This window comes from Marinobacter excellens LAMA 842 (assembly GCF_001574445.1).
Taxonomy (GTDB): domain Bacteria; phylum Pseudomonadota; class Gammaproteobacteria; order Pseudomonadales; family Oleiphilaceae; genus Marinobacter; species Marinobacter shengliensis.
This window is the reverse complement of record NZ_LOCO01000002.1, coordinates 219,390-241,773: the sequence shown is the minus strand read 5'-3', so window position 1 is coordinate 241,773 and position 22,384 is coordinate 219,390. Positions and strand designations below refer to the sequence as shown.

General features: G+C 55.0%; 16 protein-coding genes. 8 read left to right on the top strand and 8 right to left on the bottom strand.

Translation table 11 applies throughout. From position 1 onward, the window contains the following. Positions 1-26: 26 nt before the first annotated feature. From J122_RS03195 to J122_RS03160, 8 genes are all read left to right on the top strand, one after another. A complete protein-coding gene (locus tag J122_RS03195) occupies positions 27-842 on the top strand; it encodes a lysophospholipid acyltransferase family protein (RefSeq protein ID WP_058089657.1) in 816 nt (271 codons plus the stop codon). Further along, the gene (locus J122_RS03190; protein WP_061331090.1) at positions 842-1,789 is read left to right on the top strand and encodes an SDR family oxidoreductase; all 948 of its coding nucleotides are present in this window, start codon (positions 842-844) and stop codon (positions 1,787-1,789) included. The genes J122_RS03195 and J122_RS03190 overlap by 1 nt, the downstream gene beginning before the upstream one ends. Before the next feature lie 98 nt (positions 1,790-1,887). Beyond that, positions 1,888-4,023 carry an XrtA/PEP-CTERM system histidine kinase PrsK gene (gene prsK, locus J122_RS03185; RefSeq protein ID WP_061331089.1) on the top strand — a complete coding sequence of 712 codons (2,136 nt, stop codon included), beginning with the start codon at positions 1,888-1,890 and terminating at the stop codon, positions 4,021-4,023. Between the two features lie 135 nt (positions 4,024-4,158). After that, the gene (gene prsR / locus J122_RS03180) at positions 4,159-5,529 is read left to right on the top strand and encodes a PEP-CTERM-box response regulator transcription factor (protein ID WP_061331088.1); all 1,371 of its coding nucleotides are present in this window, start codon (positions 4,159-4,161) and stop codon (positions 5,527-5,529) included. A 51-nt stretch (positions 5,530-5,580) separates the two neighbouring features. Continuing rightward, positions 5,581-8,277 carry a tetratricopeptide repeat protein gene (locus tag J122_RS03175; protein WP_061331087.1) on the top strand — a complete coding sequence of 899 codons (2,697 nt, stop codon included), beginning with the start codon at positions 5,581-5,583 and terminating at the stop codon, positions 8,275-8,277. Positions 8,278-8,397: 120 nt separating this feature from the next. Continuing rightward, on the top strand, positions 8,398-10,362 hold the full coding sequence (locus J122_RS03170) for a PA14 domain-containing protein (protein WP_061331086.1): 1,965 nt from the start codon (positions 8,398-8,400) through the stop codon (positions 10,360-10,362). Between the two features lie 145 nt (positions 10,363-10,507). Next, the gene (locus tag J122_RS03165) at positions 10,508-11,185 is read left to right on the top strand and encodes a PEP-CTERM sorting domain-containing protein (RefSeq protein ID WP_061331085.1); all 678 of its coding nucleotides are present in this window, start codon (positions 10,508-10,510) and stop codon (positions 11,183-11,185) included. A gap of 67 nt (positions 11,186-11,252) precedes the next feature. Then, positions 11,253-12,338 carry a glycosyltransferase gene (locus J122_RS03160; RefSeq protein WP_061331084.1) on the top strand — a complete coding sequence of 362 codons (1,086 nt, stop codon included), beginning with the start codon at positions 11,253-11,255 and terminating at the stop codon, positions 12,336-12,338. On the opposite strand, the gene xrt is transcribed toward J122_RS03160, so the two are convergent. Genes xrt through J122_RS03120 form a run of 8 tightly spaced genes read right to left on the bottom strand, consistent with a single transcriptional unit; the run spans position 12,271 to position 22,372 of the window. Further along, the gene (xrt, locus tag J122_RS03155) at positions 12,271-13,821 is read right to left on the bottom strand and encodes an exosortase (protein ID WP_061331083.1); all 1,551 of its coding nucleotides are present in this window, start codon (positions 13,819-13,821) and stop codon (positions 12,271-12,273) included. The two genes, J122_RS03160 and xrt, sit on opposite strands and share 68 nt — an antisense overlap. Before the next feature lie 12 nt (positions 13,822-13,833). Further along, positions 13,834-14,955 carry a GNAT family N-acetyltransferase gene (locus J122_RS03150; RefSeq protein WP_061331082.1) on the bottom strand — a complete coding sequence of 374 codons (1,122 nt, stop codon included), beginning with the start codon at positions 14,953-14,955 and terminating at the stop codon, positions 13,834-13,836. Next, entirely contained in the window at positions 14,952-15,851 is a 900-nt protein-coding gene (locus J122_RS03145; RefSeq protein WP_061331081.1) for a glycosyltransferase, read from the bottom strand. Before J122_RS03145 ends, J122_RS03150 begins: the two co-directional genes overlap by 4 nt. A gap of 36 nt (positions 15,852-15,887) precedes the next feature. Then, positions 15,888-16,769, bottom strand: a complete 882-nt coding sequence (locus J122_RS03140) for a glycosyltransferase family 2 protein (RefSeq protein ID WP_061331080.1) — start codon at positions 16,767-16,769, stop codon at positions 15,888-15,890. After that, positions 16,769-17,821 carry a GNAT family N-acetyltransferase gene (locus tag J122_RS03135; protein ID WP_061331079.1) on the bottom strand — a complete coding sequence of 351 codons (1,053 nt, stop codon included), beginning with the start codon at positions 17,819-17,821 and terminating at the stop codon, positions 16,769-16,771. The genes J122_RS03140 and J122_RS03135 overlap by 1 nt, the downstream gene beginning before the upstream one ends. After that, a complete protein-coding gene (gene asnB, locus J122_RS03130; RefSeq protein ID WP_061331078.1) occupies positions 17,814-19,742 on the bottom strand; it encodes an asparagine synthase (glutamine-hydrolyzing) in 1,929 nt (642 codons plus the stop codon). The genes J122_RS03135 and asnB overlap by 8 nt, the downstream gene beginning before the upstream one ends. A gap of 3 nt (positions 19,743-19,745) precedes the next feature. Then, positions 19,746-21,260: an oligosaccharide flippase family protein gene (locus J122_RS03125; protein WP_061331077.1), complete on the bottom strand. Its 1,515-nt coding sequence runs from the start codon at positions 21,258-21,260 to the stop codon at positions 19,746-19,748. Continuing rightward, on the bottom strand, positions 21,257-22,372 hold the full coding sequence (locus J122_RS03120) for a glycosyltransferase family 4 protein (protein WP_061331076.1): 1,116 nt from the start codon (positions 22,370-22,372) through the stop codon (positions 21,257-21,259). The genes J122_RS03125 and J122_RS03120 overlap by 4 nt, the downstream gene beginning before the upstream one ends. Between the last annotated feature and the right edge of the window lie 12 nt (positions 22,373-22,384).

Here is a 22,384-nt window from a genome sequence, read left to right as displayed (position 1 = left end):
CCAAATCCATCAGACAGGGAGCAGGCATGGGCCTGGCATCGTTTCTCAAATCCAGACTGGTACCAGCCGAACTGGACCAGCAGATAGAGCGAATACGCAAGCCAATCGGTTCCCTGGGCTACGACCCCTGGGGTTATAACAACGAGGCCATCAAGTACGGCTTCTCCCTTACCCGGCAGATCTACGAGAAGTACTTTCGTGTTCAGGCCTCTGGCGTTGACAATGTGCCCGCCGAAGGCCCGGTTCTGATCATTGCCAACCATTCCGGCCAGCTCCCCCTGGATGGCCTCCTTATCGGCTATGCTTTGGCATCACGAAAAGACAACCCCCGCATTCCCCGGGCCATGATCGAGCGGTTCTTTCCCACCGTGCCCTGGCTGGGCAACCTGCTCAATGAGATGGGCGCCGTTCTTGGGGACCCGGTCAATTGCGCCAAGATGCTGGAAAACAATGAAGCGGTGATCGTCTTTCCCGAAGGGGTTCGCGGCTCCGGCAAACTGTACCGTGATCGGTACCAGCTCAAGCGGTTCGGCAACGGCTTCATGCATTTGGCCATGAAATACAACGCGACGATTGTTCCGGTAGGTGTGGTGGGTTGCGAGGAAACCATCCCTGCCATTGCCAATATAAAGCCACTGGCCAATGCACTGGGCGTGCCCTACGTTCCGGTGGCACTGCCCGTGATTCTTCCGGCCAAGGTACACCTGAACTTCGGCCCACCCATGCATTTCGACAATACCGAAATCCCGGAAGAACAGGTGACCGAGCGGGTGGAAGCCGTCAAGGCTGAAATCAGCCGATTGATCGACAAAGGGCTTAGTGAAAGGAAAAGGCTGTTCTGATGACCACCAAACGAAGACCCCACATCCTCGTGACTGGTGCCGCCGGCGCCCTGGCTCAACAAGTCATCAGCCGCCTCAGGGAAACCTGCGACCTGGTCGCCGTCGATTTCCGTGAGCAGGTGTATCTGGGAGACGACATCCCCAGCTATTGCATCGACTTCAACAAGCGGGTTTTCGAGGACCTGTTCAGGCGATATCAGTTTGACGGCGTGATCCACCTGGGCCGGATACTGTCCAGCCAGCTCACCCGCATGCGCCGCTATAACGCCAACGTGCTGGGCACGCAGAAGTTGCTGGATCTTTCCCAGAAGTACGGCATTCGCCGGGTGATTGTTCTCTCCACTTACCACGTATACGGCGCCGTCGCCTACAACCCGGCCCTGATTGATGAATCCGCCCCCCTCAAAAGCGCGGGCCTGAGCGCGGATCTTGTGGATTCCGTGGAACTGGAGAACCTGGCCAACATTTACCTCTGGCGCTATCCGGAGCTGAACATCACCATTCTTCGGCCATGCAACATCGTGGGCCCCGGTGTGCGAAATTCCATGAGCTCACTGCTCGGCAGCTCCCGGGCTCCGGTGCTGGCCGGCTTCTCGCCGATGATGCAATTCATCCACATAGACGACATGGCAGATGCCATCGTACTGGCCTGGAACAAACCCGTAAAAGGCGTGTTCAACGTCGCCCCCCAGGATTGGGTAGCCTATCAACAGGCCTTGAAACTTTGCGGATGCCAGCGCATTCCACTGCCATCCATTCCACCCGTCGTTCCCAAGGCGATTTCAAGAATTCTGAACCTCAGGAGCTTCCCGACTTACCTGATGGCGTTCTTCAAGTACCCAGTGGTGATTGATGGCCGGGCCTTTGCCCGGGAGTTCGGATTTACCCCCAAACGTCAGTTGACAGATATTTTCCGTTACTATCAGGACAACAAACGGCCAGTGTGAACCAGGCCGGGAAAACGCCGATACCCGTAGACGGAACCGGGAGTTCAGAGCTACCCTGTACAGAATAAGTACAGAACCCAGGTTCAAGGAAAGACCGAATGCTCAGGGACATCAGCGTGATCAGCTACGGTGCGGCGGCAGCCTTGTTCGCGGTGCTGTCTGTGCTGATCGCGACACGTTATCTGCGAAGGGATCTTGACCGCGCCCTCTTCCTTGCGGCGTTGGTCACCACCTTGTGGGCAAGCACCCTGGTCTCCCAGAGCCTTTGGGGGCACCCCGGCTTTTTCGTACGTTACCTGCTTGAATTGCTCAGAGATACCGCCTGGATCCTGCTGCTGTTCGCCATGCTTCGGGACGCTTTTCGCCAGGGCAAGCTCGCCAGCCAGCTCAAAAAAGTGCTTGGCGCCTCCCTCTTCATACTGATCGCAACCCTGCTGACCCTGGGCAGCCTTGAATTTATCCTTGGCCTCGCCCTGCTGGATGGCAAAACCAAAGTCATCGGGCAAATCGCTCTGGCCCTGCTCGGGCTGTCACTGGTGGAACAGATCTGGCGCAACGCCCCCGGCTTTGGCCGGTCCTCCATGAAGTACCTCTGCATTGGTGTTGCCACCATCTTCACCTTTGACTTCTTCATGTACGCCGATGCCCTGCTGTTCGGCAAAGTCGCCGATTCGTTCTGGAATGCCAGGGGCTTCGTCAACGCTGCATTAATGCCGCTGTTTGCCGTCAACATTATCAATACCCGCAAACAACCGGTGGATTTCCAGCTTTCGCGCTCCGCGGTATTCCATGTGGGCACCTTCCTGTTCGCCGGCGGGTACCTGTTGTTCCTTGCCGTAGGTGGATACTACGTTCGCGCCCTGGGCGGAGCGTGGGGCGAAGCCATGCAGGTGCTGTTCATCAGCGTTTCCCTGGCATTTCTGGTCACCCTGTTATTGTCGAGGCGAATCCGGGCCAAGCTGATGGTGTTCATCAGCCAGAACTTTTTCGACTACAAGTACGATTACCGGAACGAATGGCTGAGAATGACCCGTGAACTGGCCGACCTGAGCAATGACCCTCCCCTGCCCGAGCGAGTAATCCGAATTCTCGCAGGCCTGGTGGAGAGCAACGCTGGCGCCATCTGGCTTCGCAGCGACCAGGGCGACTACCTGCTGAATGCGAGCGTGAACCTCGCCACGCCCAAATACACCATTATCGATAGTGATTCGGAACTGGTCCGTTTTTTCACGGATCGGGAGTGGATTATTGATCTGAACGAATACCGGTCCGACCCGATAAGCTACAACCTGCTCGAGATTCCTGACCCCATCACCAACACCCCAGACGCCTGGCTGATTATTCCCCTGTACCTTGGCAACGAGCTTTACGGCGTTGCCATGGTGGGGCGCCCCTATTCGAAAGTTGAGTTGAACTGGGAAAACTTCGACCTTATCAAAGTGGTAGCCCGACAGACCTGTAACCTGCTCGCCCAGATGGATGCCCAGAACCGCCTCTCGCGGGCCATGCAGTTCGAGGCTGTGAGTAAAGCCTCAGCATTTATGGTGCACGACTTGAAAACCCTGATTGCACAGCTGTCGCTGCTGGTTAAAAACGCCCCCAAGCATCGGAACAACCCGGCGTTTATCGACGACATGATCGCCACCACAGACCACGCAGTACGCAAAATGGCCAACCTCGTGGACCACATTCGTAAACCTTCCAACCCGGCAGAAGAAAACCGGAGCCCGATAAACCTGACCGAACTGGTCCAGGAGCTGATCGCCCATCACAGCCATCGGGCGCCTGCACCATCCCTGCAAGGCAGCCCAGACAACATCTTTGTGTCTGCGGATAAAGAACAGCTGCGGAGCGTGCTCGGCCACCTGTTGCAGAATGCCCAGGACGCAACCCCGGCAAACGGCGACATATCCATCAATCTTAAAACCGCCAAAGGCAATGTTGTGATCTTCATTCAGGACACGGGCACCGGCATGACCGACGACTTCATCCGCAGCCAGCTGTTCAAACCATTCGAGAGCACCAAGGGCCTTACCGGCATGGGAATTGGCGCCTACCAGGCCAGAGAATACATTCAGGAATTAGGCGGCAATATTGATGTCACCAGTGAGCCAGGCGTTGGGTCTTGCTTTTCCGTCAGGATTCCTCTGCTCACGTCCGAAGCCGAAATACGGGCTGCGGCCCCGAGTGTGCCAATTCAGGAAACCGTACAACCACAGAAAACCGTCAACTAATCGTCGCCCGAAGGTATTTTTATGAATCAGCATTGCAAAGTGTCAATGTTCAGTTAAGAATCATAACCATGGAAATGCCGGTTCAGCCAATGGTGGCAGCCGCGCCGTACACAGACCAAAGGATTGAGTGTTGTTGTGAAGCAGCTACTGATTGTAGAAGACGACCCCGGCCTGCAGAGCCAGATGCGCTGGTGTTTCAGCGACGACATTGATGTATCTGTTGCATCAGACCGTGAGGCCGCTCTCACGGCCCTTCGGCGCCTTGAACCCCAAGTTATTACTCTGGACCTAGGCTTGCCGCCCGACCCAGGCGGAGCATCCGAGGGCTTTGCGCTTCTGGAAGACATTTTACGCCTGGCCCCCATGACCAAAGTCATTGTGGTGACCGGCCGGGAAGATAAAGAAAACGCAGTTAAAGCTATTGGCATGGGCGCATCGGATTTCTACCAGAAACCGCTGGATGCCGACATCCTCACCTTCGTGGTCAACCGCGCGTTCCGGCTTGCAGAGCTTGAAAGAGAGAACCGTGAACTGGCCAGCCAGGGCAACGGCACCACCATCAAAGGCATTGTTGCCGCCAGCCGTGAAATGCTCGCTATCTGCCGTACGGTTGAAAAAGTCGCCCCTGCAGACGTTACTACTCTGATTACCGGAGAAACCGGCACTGGCAAGGAACTGCTGGCCAGGGCACTACACGATCTCAGCCACCGGGCTGACAAACCCTTTGCCGCCATCAACTGTGCCGCCATCCCGGAGAACCTTCTGGAAAGTGAGCTGTTCGGCTTTGAAAAGGGATCGTTTACCGGCGCGACGCAATCGAAGAAAGGCAAAATTGAAAGCGCCAATGGGGGAACCCTGTTCCTCGATGAGATCGGCGACATGCCCATGGCCCTGCAAGCAAAACTGTTGCGGTTCCTGCAGGAACGAGTGGTAGACAGAGTGGGTTCAGTCAAACCCATACCGGTAGACGTCCGGGTGGTCTGCGCGACCCATAGAAATGTTCAGGACCTGATCAGCCAGGGAGAGTTCAGGGAAGACCTTTACTACCGGATCAGTGAAATCACCCTGGATGTGCCAGCCCTGCGGGAACGTGAAGGCGATGCTCTGGTAATAGCCCAGTCGTTGCTGAAAACCCTGGGCAAGCAGCTCGACCGGCCCAACCTGTGTTTCTCCGAAGACGCTGCACAGGCCATTAATGCCTATGGATGGCCAGGGAACGTGCGGGAGATGATCAACAAAGTGAAACGGGCCATCATTATGGCTGACGGCAAACGGATTACCGCAGACGACCTGGTGCTCCCCGCCGACGGCTGTGAAGCTGACTACCAGCTAAACCTTCGCCAGGTTCGTGAAGCGGCGGAACGTAAAGCGATCATACAGGCGTTGACCACCAGCAACTTTAATATGGCGCAGGCTTCGAGACTGCTGGGGGTCACCCGCCCAACGCTCTATAACCTCACAGACAAATACCGGATTGAGACCTCCACCGCGACAAGCGGTGTGTGACCAACCCCAACGGATTCAGAACAAGACCCCGATAAAAGGAAGGAACAGGGCATGAAAATCAGTAACGTTGTAAGAGTGTCGCTGCTTTCGGCTGCCATCGCGTTAAGCCTGACTGGCTGCAACAGCGAGCCGGACATGTCACAGGATGACATCCAGTATATCAGCCACCTTGACCAGGCGCGGTTCTTCCAACGCCAGGGGGAGTTAAGAGCGAGCACTATTGAGGCTCGCAGCGCCATCCAGATGCAACCTGAGCGCGTTGATCCCTACTTCGTCATCATCAACAACCTGCTGACCGCAGGAGATGCTGTTAACGCCGAGCGCCAGCTTGACCAATTCCTGGAGAACCGGTCCGAAGACGCCCTTACCCAGCCCCAGATGAACCAGGCCGCGTTAATCCGCGCGGAATCAAGGATATTGCAGGGAAAAACCGCAGAAGCTGTCCAGGCGCTGGATCAGATTAGCTCACCCTCTCGGGACCAGGAACTCAAGGCGGATAACCTGAGGGGCCAGGCCTGGTTATCGGCCGGGGATTTTGGTCGGGCCGAGACAGCCTATACTGACGCCCTTCAACGCAATGATCAGAATGTCACCGCCGCGGTCGGATTATCCAGAATCGCCGCCGCCCGGGGCGACATTGCCAAAGCCCGCGAACTGCTCAGCCAGGCAGAAACCATCGATTCTGACCATGAAGACATCTGGCTATGGAAAGCACAACTCGCCCACTCACAGGAACAATGGGCCGAGGCAGAGCAAAACTATATCCGCGCACTGGAAACGATTGGCCAGTACGACGTGATGACCTACCGAAAGTACCAGACCATCTCAGCTCTGGTAACGGTTCTTCGCCAGCAAGGCAAATCAGCAGAAGCCTTTGTTTATGAAGAAATCCTTGCCAAGTCCGGGCCCGGAACCATCAAGAGCAACCTTGAAGCTGCAGCCGCCGCCTATAACGATGGAGATCTCGATACCGCTGCTCGCTTTTTACAGGAAGTGCTGAACCAGGCGCCCGGGCACCAGCAAAGTGCCCTGATGCTGGGCGTTATCCGTTTCCGGCAGGGCCGCACTGAAGAAGCCGCCAGCCTGCTGGAACCCCTCGCGGAGATGAACGACACCGACGGTGTTCGCAAGCTTCTGGCCGCAACCAGAATCTCCATGCGAGACCCCCAGGGCGCCAAAACACTGCTTGACGACCTCAAGGATCGCGACAGCGACCCACAAACTCTGGCTCTGGTTGGCATCGCTTCTCTCGCCAGCGGTGACGACCAGAGTGGCCGCCAGCTCATCAACAGGGCCCTCGAACTGCAACCGGATAACCACAATCTTCGGCTGCGCTACGCCACCTACCTTGCCCAGCGCGAGGACTACGAGGCCGCCATCCGCCAGGCGCGCCAGATTCCAGCAGAGGCTCCTGAATCGACCCAGGCCACGATACTAGTGAGCCAGGCGCAGATGGCCTCGGGCAATCCCGACGCCGCACATAAGGCCTTGGACGACCTGTTAAGCAAAGAGCCGGCCAACGTGGCCGCTTTGATTGCAAAAGGCAACCTGGCCGGCAATACCGGGAACATGGACAACGCCCGGAAGTTCTTCGAGCAGGCACACAAAGCGGCACCCGACAACCCGACGCCTCTGGTAGGGCTCGGTAACCTGGCCCGGTTGCGCGATGATAATGACACCGCCCGAGAACTCTATACTCAGGCCGTAAGGCTGGCGCCCGACAACCGCGGAGCACTGCAAGCAATTGCCAACCTCCTGCCCAGAGACGACCTAACCGAGTTGATGCGAAGCATACGCGAGGACAACCCGGAAGCGGCAGGGCCGCGCCTGATTCTTCTTGAGACAGCACTCATTGAGAACAACACCTCCGAAGCCGACGAACTCACTGCCCAGCTGGTGGAGCGGCAGCAAGCGGATGCGCCATCTCCCACCGAGCCACTGGTCGCCACAGTGTACGACGGTATTGCAACGCAAATGGTACAGCGTGGACAAACCGAACGGGCGCTACAGATACTCAATCGGGGCCGCACCTTGTTCCCGGATAACGAAGACATGGCCCTGAAAGTGGCCTCTATCGAATTCCGTAATGGCAATACCGCTGCCGCCAGGGACGCTCTGAGGGACGCAAAACAGCACAACCCCGAATCCCCAGGCCCGTATCAGCTGGAAGCCAGCTATTACGAGAGCCAGGGAGAACACCAACAAGCCGCTGAGCTCTATCAGCTCGCACTCACCAAACGAAACACCCCAGAGCTGCAAGTTGTCCGAGCCAGAGCACTCAGTAGTGCAGGCCAGCCCACCGCGGCCCTGGAGTCTCTTGAACAGGCCATGGAGCAGTTCCCGAACAACACCAGAATCATGCTCAGCCTGGCCATGGCACATCAGCAGACGGGCCAACAAGACAAAGCCAAGGCGAGTTACGAACAGCTGGTATCACTCAGCCCGACCAATGCGGTAGCCCTTAACAACCTGGCATGGTTGTATTACGAAACGGGTGATAATCGGGCCCTGGACACTGCCAGGAAAGCCTACGAACTGGTCCCCGACAGCGCAGCGGTGGTGGATACCTATGGCTGGATACTGTTTGAATCCGGTGAGCAACAACAAAGCCTTGTCGTGCTTGAGAAAGCGCACGAGCTGGACCCAGGCTCCCGCGAAATTGCCATGCATCTGGTGGAGGCCTACAGGGCAGCCGGCAGGGATGACGACGCCAGGCGAATTCTGACCAAGCTGGATAACGAGGCCTGACAGAGCTTAACGCTATAAGCGCGGTAGGCAGATAGCGAAACGTTCCTAAGACTCGGTGGCAGCCCTAACACACTGCAACAATACTTTACACAATGTATCGTTGCGCAAGGAAGGTGAGTTATGGCTGCCAAGAAGATTCTCGGCCTCGGTGTAGTGGTGGTTTTTCTCGGTGGTTGCCAGAGTTGGCAGTTTCGGGACATTGAAAAGTTACCACCCACTGCTGCCATTCCCGAAGTCAGCGAACCGGGAAAAGTCGACGTCTGGTACTTTGATGGCATATCAGGCAACAACGTTCAAAGCATGATAGACGCCGAGAAATTCCCGGACTCACCTGACGAAATTACAGAACTCAACCAATTAAGGCGCGCAGCCAACCGGGCCAACAATTACGGCACCTTGATTCGTGGCTATTTAGAACCCCCCGCAACGGGTGAATACACCTTCTACATTGCAGGTGACGACGAAACTCAACTCTGGCTCTCCCCTTCGCAGTCTCCGGAAGATATCGTTCGAATCGCCTCAACCATGGCGACCCCGCTCGATAATTTCACTCGCTACAGCTCGCAAACCTCAGGCATTCATTACCTCGAAGCCGGACAAAAATACTATTTCGAGCTGAGGCACAAAGAAGGCGGCTGGGATGACCACTTTACCGTGGCCTGGTCCGGACCCGGGCTGAATCAACAGGTGATCGATGGCCCTTTCCTGCACAGTTTTGCGCAGACAACCCCGGGCACCCAACCGGAACTGACCACCGAAGAAGCCTATGAACTCGGCTACCGTCTCGGATTTTTCGATGGTGAAAAGGGCTTGTCGTATAACGCCCAATATCCACCGCTGGATGAAGATGGTGATGGCCTCTACGACAACTGGGAAATCTATTACGGCCTGGATCCGACAGACCCGACGGATGCGATGTCAGATACCGACGGAGACCTGCTTACAGCACTGGATGAATTCTGGGCGCGCACAGATCCCAACCTTGCAGATACCGACGGCGATGGCATTCCCGATGGTTACGAATACGCTTACGGCCTTGATCCCACAGACCCAACCGATGCCTCGCGAGACCTGGATGGAGACGGATACTCCGTACTCGAGGAATACCTGGCGGGCACAAACCCACTGGATCCTGAGGATTTCCCTGCACCTGAAGCAACCTACCAGCCAGGATACGTTGGCCAGTATTTCACAGGCGTAAACTTTGACAGCTTTGTTTACACCCAGCGAGACACCGCCATTAATTTCAACTGGGGAAGTGGCAGCCCGTCTGCCAATATGCCCAATAATAATTTCAGTATTCGGTGGCAGGGCTGGTTTACTCCACCGCACACGGAAGGCACGCGCGAATACACGTTTGCCACAAGAACGGATGACGGTGTTCGCCTTTTCCTTGATGGCAATCTGGTTATCAATCAGTGGAAAAACCAATCCGCCACCACCTATACCAGTACAGCCAGCCTTCCGGCCGAGATACCCGTAGCGGTTACTATGGAATATTTCGAATCAGGATGGGACGCCTCTGCGAGCCTGGTGATATCCGATACAGCCACCGGGCAAAGTCTTAACCCGGAAAACGTGGTGCAAGCCCTCTCTCTTGATAGCACCTCCAGCGACAGCTCACTCAACGACGGCATAGACGACCTGTACAAGCTCCGATACGGCTTACCGCTGCTACAACCTGTCGCCGATCAAGTCTTTAATGACAGCGGTATTACCGTGTTGCAGGCTTACCAGTCAGGACTTCACCCGTACACACTTGAGACCGTATCTGAACCGGATGCGCCGGTAACCAGCGAACCATCTGATAATGGCGCCAGCGCGGGCAGTGTCACGCTATCCTGGACCCCGCCCCTTACACGCGTAGACGGCAGCAGTATCTCACTCAGCGAAATCTCCGGGTATTTGATCAACTACGGCCAAGCGCCAACAAACATGCCCCAGATCCTGGAGGTTCCAGCGGGCACAACTGAAGCAAGGATAGAAGGGCTCTCCTCGGGAGATTGGTACTTCACTATAAGGGTGATTGACACCAACGGACTGAGTAGCGAACCGTCAGATCCGGTTCAGTACAGTGTGCAGTAAAAGACAGATCGTCGAATTAATTTACATCGCCCAGATTAAAGAAATAATTAATGCATTAAAATCAATGAGTTAAAATCTGGCACGCTATCTGCTTTGGTTAAAGGGTGTTGTAAAAATTCGACCACTCACTGGAGGAGTGACTCAAATGAACAAACTTACACAAGGCATCGCACTGGCAGCCGCAGTTGGTTTTTCCGGTTTCGCACAGGCAGCCTACATTGACGCCGTTGCCAACGGAAATGCCCCCGGCGCAGCCGCCGAGCAAACCGTACCCGGCGATAACGATTACGCAACCCGCGTTGCCGGCACCTGGACTGCTGACGCCCCGCTATATAGCGTTGGTGACTCAGTGTTGTTCGGGCACAACCTCACCTCAACCTCAGCAGATCCGTTCAAGCTGACCTTTACCTACCTCGGTAAAGAAGCCTCTGACAACAACCAGTTCTACTGGGGTAACACCTTGGTATTCGATACCAACAGCACCCCTGACGATACTTTCAGCACTGTTTTCACTGGTGGCCTCGGAGCCCTTCTGGACTTCAAATTCACCATCCAAACCGGTCTGGACATTGTGAACGACGCCAACAACGGTGGCCAGTTCAGAACTGCTAGCCCGAGTTCCAGCACCAACTTCAACCTGTTCTTTGTTGAAGAAGATTACTTTATCATCAGTCTGGATGACGGCTACATCGGCGACGACAACCACGATGACATGGTTATTGCGGTTCGCGCCTCCAAAGTCCCTGAGCCCGGCACCCTGGCTCTGTTGGGCCTCGGCCTGGCCGGTATCGCAGTGCGTATGAAGGGCCGTAAAAAAGCCTGACATGCAACTCTGTGCTACGCTTTAAAGCCCTGCCTTTGCAGGGCTTTTCTCTTTCTGGTGGTGACCCATGGACATACTCATCGTATACGCTAGCAGTGGGCGCGGGTTAGCAAAGGATGCTGACATTCTCCAGTCGGCGATAACATCCATGGGCCATGCTTGTCAGGTAGAACATTTGCCACCAACACCGGAATGGCAAAGCCGGCTATCCCACTACCGGTATCGACTGCTAAGCCGATATCTGCCAAGTAGTGTCGGCAATCTTTACTACACCACTCGCGCAGCCATCGCGAGAACACCGCCACGTCAGGCCAGAGCGGATCTGGTCATCCACCTGGAAAACATCAGGCTATCTTATCTCAACCGTGGCAAATCCCACTGGTTGATCCCCAATCAGGAATGGTTTATTGAGTCACGCCTGCCTTACCTTCGGTTTGTTGACCGTATTCAATGTAAAACCCGACACGCTGTTGAAGTATTTTCCCGCCTGCACTCGAATGCGGCGTATCTAGGGTTTACCGGTACCGAAAAAGCATCCTCCCCAAGGCTGGCAGATAAAGCCCCTAATCTGGCAATACACATAGCCGGCAACAGCCAATTCAAAGGCACGCGTGCAGTACTGGATTGCTGGCTACAACATCCGGAGTGGCCGAAACTGATCGTTATCAGCCAACACTTGAAAGCTTCGGACTACAGCAGCGATAACATTGAAATCGCAAGCAATCTGACCGATCAGGAAATAGAAATGCTGTGGCAAAAGGCGCGCTTTGCGGTTTTGCCATCAGAGGTAGAAGGTTACGGGCAGGTGTTGGCTGAAGCGCTGGCAAACGGATGCATAACGGTCACTACGGATGCCCCACCGATGAATGAACTGGTTGAAGAGTGTCGCGGCTATCTTGCAGAGCCAGAGGAAAACCAGCCTTTCCGGCTGGGCACCCTGTTCAAGGTTTCAAAACGCAGCCTGGAGAAGGTCATAGACAAAGCGCTCAGCGAATCGCCAGAGCACTTGGACCGCATAGCCCACAGTGCCACCCTGTGGTACGCTTTGAATCACCAAGCGTTCCTGAGCCGTCTCACAAAGGCCGTCAACGAACTGGCCGAACAACCTCAAGATCAATCCGGGCGAGCGCCTCAGGAAAAGCCCGTTCGATAAAACCCGTCAATGCCTCTTCAACGTTGCAGTTCTCACAATTAACCGCGGTAATCAGCAGACTGGCATCATCACGGTGGTTGAAAAAACCTGACACCTGCGCCAGCTTGGCCCGCCACTGATCGGTTTCCCACCGCCCCTGTACGAGGTAGGTATAGCCCAGATGTATCCTCTGGCCTGTCATGCGGTTGCGCAAGGTAATGCCCTGCACCGGGATGTCCAGCGAGGTTGGAACATGAAAAAAGTGCTCAGGCGTCCATACCTCGCGATCGTACAAACGATTACTGTACTGAATCAGCTCTGCCCGGTGCCTCTGGAATTCATAGGTGAATACCCCAAAATAATACGTCACCTCAGCACCCTGCCCCGCCCGGACCTCTTCCCGGTCAAACAGCGTTTGCACATACATACGGTCCGGGTTGCGTATCTGGGGTCTCCAGCCCGCCAGTTGCGCTCCGAATACGGGCCCATAATGTTCACTCAGGTCCAGGGCCAATGCCGCCGGTTGAGCGCTGACGGCCGACGTCCGCTCTGGCAGCGCAATCCAGGTGGCAAACCCCGCGATCATGATGACCACAACGGCAACGGCCGGATTTCCGCTCGGAGTCATGATTTCCGGCTGCACAGCCTTCTGTTGCGCAATCGCCAAATCGTCTTTGATTTCGAGACGTCGTGCTATGAAGTAGAGTGGCACCAGGGTACCGGCAAACACCCACCAACCGAAGTTGTCGTGATCATCGATCAGGCTGGACTGCATGTTCGTCTCATAACCCAGATAGATAATAACGAATACGCGAATCCAATTCGCAACCAACGCAAACGCGACCCCGAGGCAGAACAAGGTGACGCGCGACCTCAGGCGGGAAAGATACGTCTCTCCGTAAATCAGTACGAGCGCCTGCCCAACCAGCAGATAACGCAGGCCGGAACACCCGTGCGCCACCTCAAAGGTGCCAACACCAATCAGGTAAACAAAGACCCCTTCAACCTCAAACTCAATGTTCGCAAAACCGAGAAGGAACTGATTAACAGCGACCGTGATTAACTGGAGCGTCCAGGAAAGGAAGTCCCAGACCGGAACGGTCAGGAACAGGAGCCCAAGGGGCACCAGAAACCACCGTACCTGGCGCCACCCCATCAATACCGCGAAGGCGCTGAGTAACATGGGCACCATCACCAGTTGCTGCAATGCCTGAAGGCGAATCAATCCACCCAGCCAGTACACCGTAAAGCACGCTATGAACGGCACCAGCCAAAAAGGATAAAAGCCGGCTTTAACCGGATGGATCATTGCTGCCCGGGCAGTCAGGAACAGCGAAACCGCGGCCAACAAGAATCCGTGAGAGTAGGACTCATCCAGTTTAAGCCAGCGTGACACAATCCCTTCAATCGTCGGGAAGGTAACCAGACCAATAAGGCAGAAGGTCGCCAGAAAGGGCCAGAGTTGCCTGACTACCTGCGGACTCGGAATCCATTCCCTGCTCATCGCTACACCTGCCTAAAGACGAAAAAATCGATTGACGGAAGACACAAGTTGTTGGGGCAAACAGGCCCGGGCACCATACGCCAGTTTTAACACCGGGGAACGAACATACTCCACCGTGGTAAAAACCACCTGCTCGCCCTGAAAACGGCTCTTGTAGAACGTATTCTTGCCAGAACCGGCCAGTAAATCGTATCCAATCACGGTGTCATCATTGAATGCGGCTTCGATGGCGTAGCCCAAATGCAGTGTGCCTAGCGATAGTTTCGGGTGGAAACTCTCCATAAAGCCCGCCTGCAGATTGTATACACGATTGCCTGCCTGTACATCGTAGAGGACTGAGACTACCTGCCCCTTGGCCGTCAGCGCCGAAAGCCTGGCTAATTGGCCATTACCCAACCGGCTGAGGAAAGCCAGATGAAAGCGCACCGCGTGCCGGTCAAAACAAGGCTTGCCCCAACGCTCACGATGGAACTGATTCAACTCCTGTAAAAAGCTCTCAGGGTCGTCCCAGGGAACATATTCACCTGCAACTTCGCTTTCGAACACTGCTCGGCGGTTGAACGCCTTCAGGCGGGTGTTCTTTCCCAGTCGTTCCAACCAGCGCCTGTAGCCAGATTCAACTGGAACCAGGACACCTTCCGCTTCACTCCTGACCAATCGGGCTATATCCATACTTTCTGACAGGGCCGGCTCCAATAAATTCATGGATCTGGGCGACGCATCCGCCACAATCATCTCGTCCCAGGCGAACCCGGCCAGACAATCGGCGAGTCGCTTCATCACAGGCTTTTGATGTGTGCGATCCACAATCAGCCCAACGTACTCGGTCCGCACAGTAGGGCCGAGCTTCCAGGCGTTACCAATCACATGGAGCCGACGAACCCGCCAGCCTACAGGCGTTCTGACCGACTTCAAATACAACGGAGCAAGACCAACCAGTTCGTCAGACTCGCTGTAGACACCCAATAACAGCAGTTCCAGTTCCAGCGCCTGGCTCCAGGTCTCCCACCAGGAGACCTGCCATGCCCAGCTCATAAACAACGGGTCCGCATCGCTGCGGCCAAGCAGCTCTCCCCAGCTCGTTTTGAGGCCAAAGAGCTCATCCTCTGAGAGCCTGCGAACGGTAAACGTCATTTTCGCCCCCGAGACGCGGAGCTCACCAGCATCTTGATGGCCAGCCGCCAAGGGCCAGACCAAAACGGATCGTTCGTGGCAGCCCTTGCCAGCTCTTTAAGCGCCGTTCGATACCGGCCTTGAGAAAGCTCGTATCGCCCTTTACGCACCAGGAACCGGCTCATCCCATGGCGAGCCTCACGCCGGCTCAGTGCCTGAGGAAAAGCGCCGAGGAAATGCCGGATTATAAGCTCGTTAGCCATGAAACGGCTGTCTTTGTCACTGGAGATCTGGTTCTCCATCACACGGTAATATCCCAGGACCTCAGGCAGATACAAAAATTGATAGCACGTTGAAAAACGCAACCAGAGACCATAGTCTTCCGCCAGCCGATCGGCATTATCAAATCCACCCATTTCCTCAAAACAGCGCCGGCGAGTCATGGTGGTGTTCATGCTCACGAAGTTGTCCTGGATTAGCTGGGGGGTAATACGCCCGGTATAGCGTTTCATCCGGTTAACGCCCTGCTCCTTTCCTTGCGCATCTATAACGATGTAGTCGCCGTAGACAATGTCGGCCTGGGGGTTATCCCTGAATGCCTCAAGCGCTTTGTCCAGCTTGCTTGCCAGCCAGGCATTGTCCGAGTCCAGAAAACAGATAAACTCACCGTTTGCAGCCTCAATCCCGCGGTTGCGTGCAGCACTCTGGCCCTGATTATCTTGTACAAGGTACCGCACGCGGGGGTCTTCAAGGAACGGTTGCATTACCGCTGCCGTGTTATCCGTCGAACCATCGTCTATCACGATCAGTTCTAAATCCGGCATGGTCTGGGCCAAAACGCTCTCCACCGCGACCGGCAGGTAATCTGCCCGGTTAAACGTGGGAGTAATAACGGACACCAATGGCCTTGATGACATAATCGCCTTACTTCCGTGTCTGGTTTATCTACGTTGTTATTTCAGTAGCACAGCGGCAAACGCGCGCCACACATTCAACTCTGCCGGCGAGTATTTCACCGCCTTCAGCAACTCCCTCACCCCATCCCGCTTCTGCCCATTACTTCCCAGATAACGGCCCTTCCTGATATAGAAATGAGCGAAGCCCTGATTGAACTCCCGGGTACTCATGGCATCAGGAAAATCCCTCCTGAAGTCATGAATGATCTGCTCATTTACCTGAAACCTTCGCGTTTTATCGGAAGAAATCTGGTCCTCCATCACCCGGTACCAGGCCCAGTACTCCGGCTCATAACGAAACTCATACTTTGCGGAAAACCGGAGCCAAAGATCGTAATCATCGGCCACCCGGCGTTTGCCACTCATTCCACCCATCTCGTCAAAGCACCGGCGGCGCGCCATGGTTGTATTCATGGCCACACAATTATCCCTGACCATGTAGGGCGCAATATGGCCAGAGTAGCGGGCCATATTGTTCCGGCTCAGCTCCTCACCGGCTTCATTGATAATCACATTATCGCCGTACAGAACATCGGTAGCCGGGTATTGTTCAAAAATCCGGACTTGCTGCTCCAGCTTAGCCGCCGGCCAATAGTTGTCTGAATCCAAAAAGCAGATGAACTCCCCTTTTGCATCATCCAAAGCGACGTTCCGCGCCACGCTCTGGCCCTGGTTTTCCTGCCGGAACAGTCTTATGCGCTCATCGTTGAGATAAGGTTCAAGCACTTTGTCGGTATGATCGGTAGAACCATCATCCACAATCAGAAACTCGAAATGGGGATAGGTCTGGGCGAGCACGCTTTCAACAGCCTCAGCGATAAAATCCGCACGGTTGTACGTTGGTGTAATAATGCTGATCAACGGTTTATTTACCGACATCAAACGTCGTCCCTGTTTGTAACTTGATGATTCCAGGATTCCCGGGCCGACTGCAGCAATTCTCCATCAGAGTCGCCGCCCATAATGAACCAGCCCTGGTTGCACGGCCGAGGATTCGAGCCATCAGCCATTTGCGGCGAGGCCCATACAAAGAAACGCGGCTGTTCGCGCCCTTGATAGAAGCCCAGAGACCTCATCGCCTGCTTGAATTCCGCATCGGAGGTCATAGCCGAATAGGCAGCCAGCTCGGGCCATGTCGATAACATGGTTTTCACCAGAAAATACTTGAGCGGCAGCGCCTTGGCTGGCCCAAGGTAATCCACCAGGCGAGCCTGTTGCTGGTCAACCCGAACAACACCGATAGCCGCAAGCTGCCCCTCCGGGGTGAGAATTTCAATAAACTTGTATTCCGCAAGCGGGTGTTTCTGGTATCGCCAATCCAGGTAGCGCCAATCCCGGACCACGGTTTTATCGTAACCGCCCATACTCCGTTGCCAGAGGCCATCCACTTCCGCTGGTGCGGGGAGTTCATCACGAACACGGGATTCATGCCCGGATTTGGGCACGGTAGACGCGCCAAGCCGGCCAAGAAACTGATAGACCATCAAAGCAACGTCCCTGAATGATCGGGGCCTGCATATCCGTTTGAGGAAATGCACGTCGTGGCTCGCACGCCACCCCATGCGTTCCAACACAATCGCTGCCACGGGGCTAATGCCGAAGGACATCAGCACCGAGGACTTCTTCGCCAAATCTTCCTTAATCAGCCGACCTACGCCTTTGCCCCGATAATCTGAACGAACCTTGAAGTCACAACTCCACATGGCGTCTATAGGTTGGCCCCTCCAGGTAATGGACACGGGCACGACCCCGTTGAACCCGATCACCCGCCCCTGATCAACAGCGACGACTGGATCAAAACCCCGGTTAACGACGCCGGGGTTCTCAACAAACTGGTACCTCCAGATGTCGCCCTTGAAAGCGACATCCGAGAACAGGTCCAGAATCTGTGTCCGGTGCAGTTCATCGTTGTAGGGTGTGATTTCAGCCACCAGTGTGCTCCAACCAGGCCAGGAACATCAGGATGCCCCAGAGCTCTGCAGAATAATCTTCCCTTCCCCGCAAGTGCTCTTGCCAATAAGCGTTTACAACAGACTCATCAAGCAGCTCTTGCTTGCCAAACACGGACGGTGCAAGCAGCGACTCCGCCCAGGGCCTCAGTGGGCCACGCAACCAGTGCCCGACCGGCACTGCAAAACCCTGCTTTGGACGATCCACCAGCTCCCGGGGCACGTGCCGGAACAGCACACTGCGAAGCACCTGCTTTCCTACCCCGCCTTTCAGGTTATAGTCCAACGGTAGCGAGAGCGCGAAGGCCACCACTTTCGGGTCCAGCATGGGAATCCGCGTTTCCAGGCTGCAGGCCATCGCGGCCCGGTCGACCTTCACCAGAATGTCATCCGGCAGGTACCAGTTAAGATCCCGCCACATGAGGGTTTTCAGACTCTCTTCCGGAACCCCGGGAGGTAAAGGCCGGGTTAATCCATAGGTAGGCTCGCGAACTGCCTGTCGGAAACATTCCGGCTCCGCCCAGAATGAGACGGACTGGCGATAGAACTCGGATACACTTGATGACCGGGCCAACGCCCGCTCCGCCTTCAGGCGATGGCGTATCGCAAGCCCGGAGCGACCACGTTGAGCGGGAACAAGTGCCCGAATAGCCGCTGCTGACAGAGATTCCGGCAAGGCGGCCGCAGCTCGCCTTCCAAGGCCGGAGAGACTGTTGCGACCTTGCCACCGGGACAGCACCGAAGGGTAGCGGGTATAACCACAGAAAAGCTCATCTCCGCCGTCTCCGGACAAAGCCACCGTAACGTGCTTCCGTGTCATCTCGCTGACCAGGTAAGTTGGCAGCTGGGAGGAGTCTGCAAACGGCTCATCGTAAAGTTCAGGCAGCCTGGGCACCAGGCCCAGTGCATCGTTCGGAGTAACGTACAACTCAGTATGCTCGGTACCCAGATGGCGAGCCACTTCGGCGGCGTGTTCCGCCTCATTAAAACCGGCCTCATCAAACCCGATACTGAACGTTTTAACCCGCTGCGTTGCCCTTGCCTGCATCAGCGCCACAACCGTTGAAGAATCAATGCCGCCAGACAAGAAGGCGCCCAACGGCACATCCGACACCATCTGATCTTCAACTACATCGCCAAGGAGAGACTCCAACTGATGACTGGCGTCGTCAAAGCTGCCCGGGGGGCTCTCAACAAAACACTCTTCCAGTCTCCAGTACCGTTCGGGCTCCGGCAAAGGGTTGCTGTGCCCCGCGTTCAGCTGGAAAGTCACCATTGAGGCAGGAGGTAACTTGAAAATACCTTTGTGAATGCTCCAGGGGGCTGGAATGACGTTATGGCGCAACAACAACGCCAACGCCTGTTGGTCCACACCACCTTGCCAGGCCGGATGAGCGCGCAGCGCCTTCAACTCCGAGCCGAACAACAGAACGGTGCCCTGATAACCGTAATAAAGGGGCTTTTCGCCCATGCGATCCCGTGCAAGTACTAACGTTCTCTCTTGCAGATCAATCAGAGCAAACGCAAACATGCCTGAGAACCTGGCCAAACTGGGCACCAACCCCCACTGCTCAATAGCATGCAGCATGACTTCAGTGTCTGAGTGACCACGGAACTGGCAGCCCAGCTTGACGAGTTCCGAGTGAAGCTGCCTGAAGTTGTATACCTCGCCATTGAACGCGATGACATATCGCCCACTGGCTGAGGCCATTGGCTGGGCGCCAGCGGGGGATAGATCCTGAATCGATAAACGGCGGTGGACAAGACCCGCACCCAGGTCGAGGTGGTGCCAGAGGCCTGCATCATCGGGCCCCCGATGCGCAATAGCCCGCCCCATACCAGAGAGTACCTGCTCAGGCTCAACAGCACTTTCCTTGCTGACAAATCCGGCAAAACCACACATCCCTTATTTCCTTCCCGCCATGCGAGCAATCCTAACACCCAGATAGGTTCGCTCTTCCCTGTTTAACACCAGTAACCAAAACGCCACTAGCCAGGCAAGACTACTCAGAAGTGCACCGGCAACAATGTCAGCGTAGGAATCGTAGATCAGATACTCCCCTACACCCAACAGAATCAATGCCATAATCCCGGCAGGTACAAATGCAGGCAGCACAGACACACGGAGATATTCCCAAACTGGGAGCTCCAAATGTTTACAGGTATAGCGAAGATACAAAGGTACAAAGATCAGCCCCGGTACCACTGAGGCAAAAGCCACGCCTTCCAGACCAAATGGATGCACCAGAACCAGGCTGAGCCCGATATTCATAATGGCAGCGATGGGTGTAAGTCTGGCAAAAATACCATGCTTGTTTATGGCCGTGAGATAGCGGCTAGCAAACGGATTGATAAACGGAAGAATGGTAAAAATCACCAGAAAAACAATAAGGTACTTGGCCTTCTCGCCAAACTCCGGCCCCAGCCAAACATTGATAAAGGGAACCCCCAATAACAATGCGCCTGTACCCATGGCCATCAAGATACTAACCACATAGCGCGATGACACCAGGAATACCCGCCGGATCATCGCATCCTCCGCTTTGGCACTTAACCCACTGAACAGGGGCATGAAAGCGTGAGTTAACGTCCAGCCGAGCCCGCGAATATGTTGCGTGAGGTTTGCCGGTATGCTGTAAAACGGCACCATGGCCGGCCCCAGAATCAAGCCGATAACCAGAACGTCCGTCGCATTCTCAACACGGGTTGCTATTCCCTGAACAAAAGACTTGAACCCGAATACGATAAGCTCCCGCAACCTTACCCAGGAAAACATACCCAACTGAGCGCGAATGGCACCGTAGGCTGGGCGCGAAAGAATCCACATAAACAGCAGATACTTCACCGTAAGACCAATGGCATTAATACCCGCCAAAAGCACCAATCCGTTTTCCGGTGTAATCAGGCTATACAAAAGTACCGAGCCAACCACCGAGTTCACAATGGTAATGTTGTTTTTCAGATAATACTTCTGGAAGCCTTCAAGGTAGCTTTCTGCCACGTACCCCGGAAAGGAAATCAGCAGGTAGGCGCCAATAATAATCAGAAACAACGTGTACTTCTGATGGGCCTCACCCTCCGGCGCCAGCGAACCGCCAAACCAATATCCCCACGAGAAAAAGAACACGAAGAGCAGAACCCCAACCAGTGCCATGAAGGCGAGCGCCGACATGTAGACAGACTGAAGCGCGGTTTCATCCTTCTCCGCCAGGTGCCTGGCGGCATAACGGCTGATAGCGGGGCGAAGGCCAAGATCAAGTATGCCCATATAGCCGATAACCGCACCAATCATCTCCCACAGACCGTAATCGTACTTGCCCAGATTGTGGACAAATACGGGGGTCATAATGAAAGTAATGACCAGCTTTACGAACATGACCAGAACGTTGGAGCCAGTGTTCACAAGCAAGGTACGAATCATAGAGTTTGGCCAACCAGCTCGTCGTAGAGCGCCCGTAACTCAGCAGCAGGGCGACCAATATGAAAACGCTCTACTGCAATTGGCTGATAATCCAGAAAGCGGTCTCTGCTCGGGTCCGCAATCTCCGCTTTTATCGCGGCTGCGAGCCCTTCAGCGCTACCAGGTGAAAAAATCCGGGTGGGCGAGCCCGCAACCACCTCTCGCAGACCGATGCAATCCGTAGATAGCAAGGGAACACCGGCCGAAAGTACCTCCATTGCCAATAAGCCACAAGCTTCCCAACGGGACGGCATCACAACCATATCGACTGCTTTTATCATGGCCGGCATGTTGTCGGTACCGGGCATCTGAATGAACTGCTCAGAAAGCCCCTTAGCCTCGAGGTATTGATAATCCTCTCGGATATACCCCCCCCAGCCGAATGTAAGAACTTTTGGCAGACGTCCAAACCCGGTCAATTTAAGCTGTTCGATCGCGTCAACCAAAGTTCTGAAGCCCTTCTGACCCATAAACCGACCGAAGAACCCTACCAGCGGAAGATCCGCTTCCAGCTCCAAATCAGCCCTGAGGTCCACTCCGGACCCACTGGAAAAATAGTCCGTGTCCACTCCGTGCAAGATCGGATGGAGACACCTTTCAGGGACACTCGGAAAAAATGAATGGAAATTATCTGTCGCATCGTTCGTAACGGTATGGATCGCATTCATCCGTTTAAAAAGCAGTGCCATAAAGATCTTCTTTACGGACCCAGCAACACCTCCAAACTGTGATGCCTGAAAGACATCGTGAGCAGTCATCAGGTGCTGTTGTTTGAGGCCAGTCATTGAAAGCTCAGTCAGCAACCCCGCGCCAAAACCATGTGAGTGAACAAGATCGTAACGTCGCTTCCCCAGCACCTTCCTCAATTCCTTAACGAAAAGATGAGACCTTTCTGGCGAATTGATAACTCGAATGCGCGATTCGCCTAACGAATTGTCGAGATACTCCGAAAGCCCATGGTCAGGCGCAAACAAAGTAAAAGTGCAATGATCAAAGACCTCATTTCCATATATATACCGAAAGAAGGTTTTAATTCCTCCTCCGGGCTGCAAAGCAGTCATCAATACGTCCATATACACGCCTTG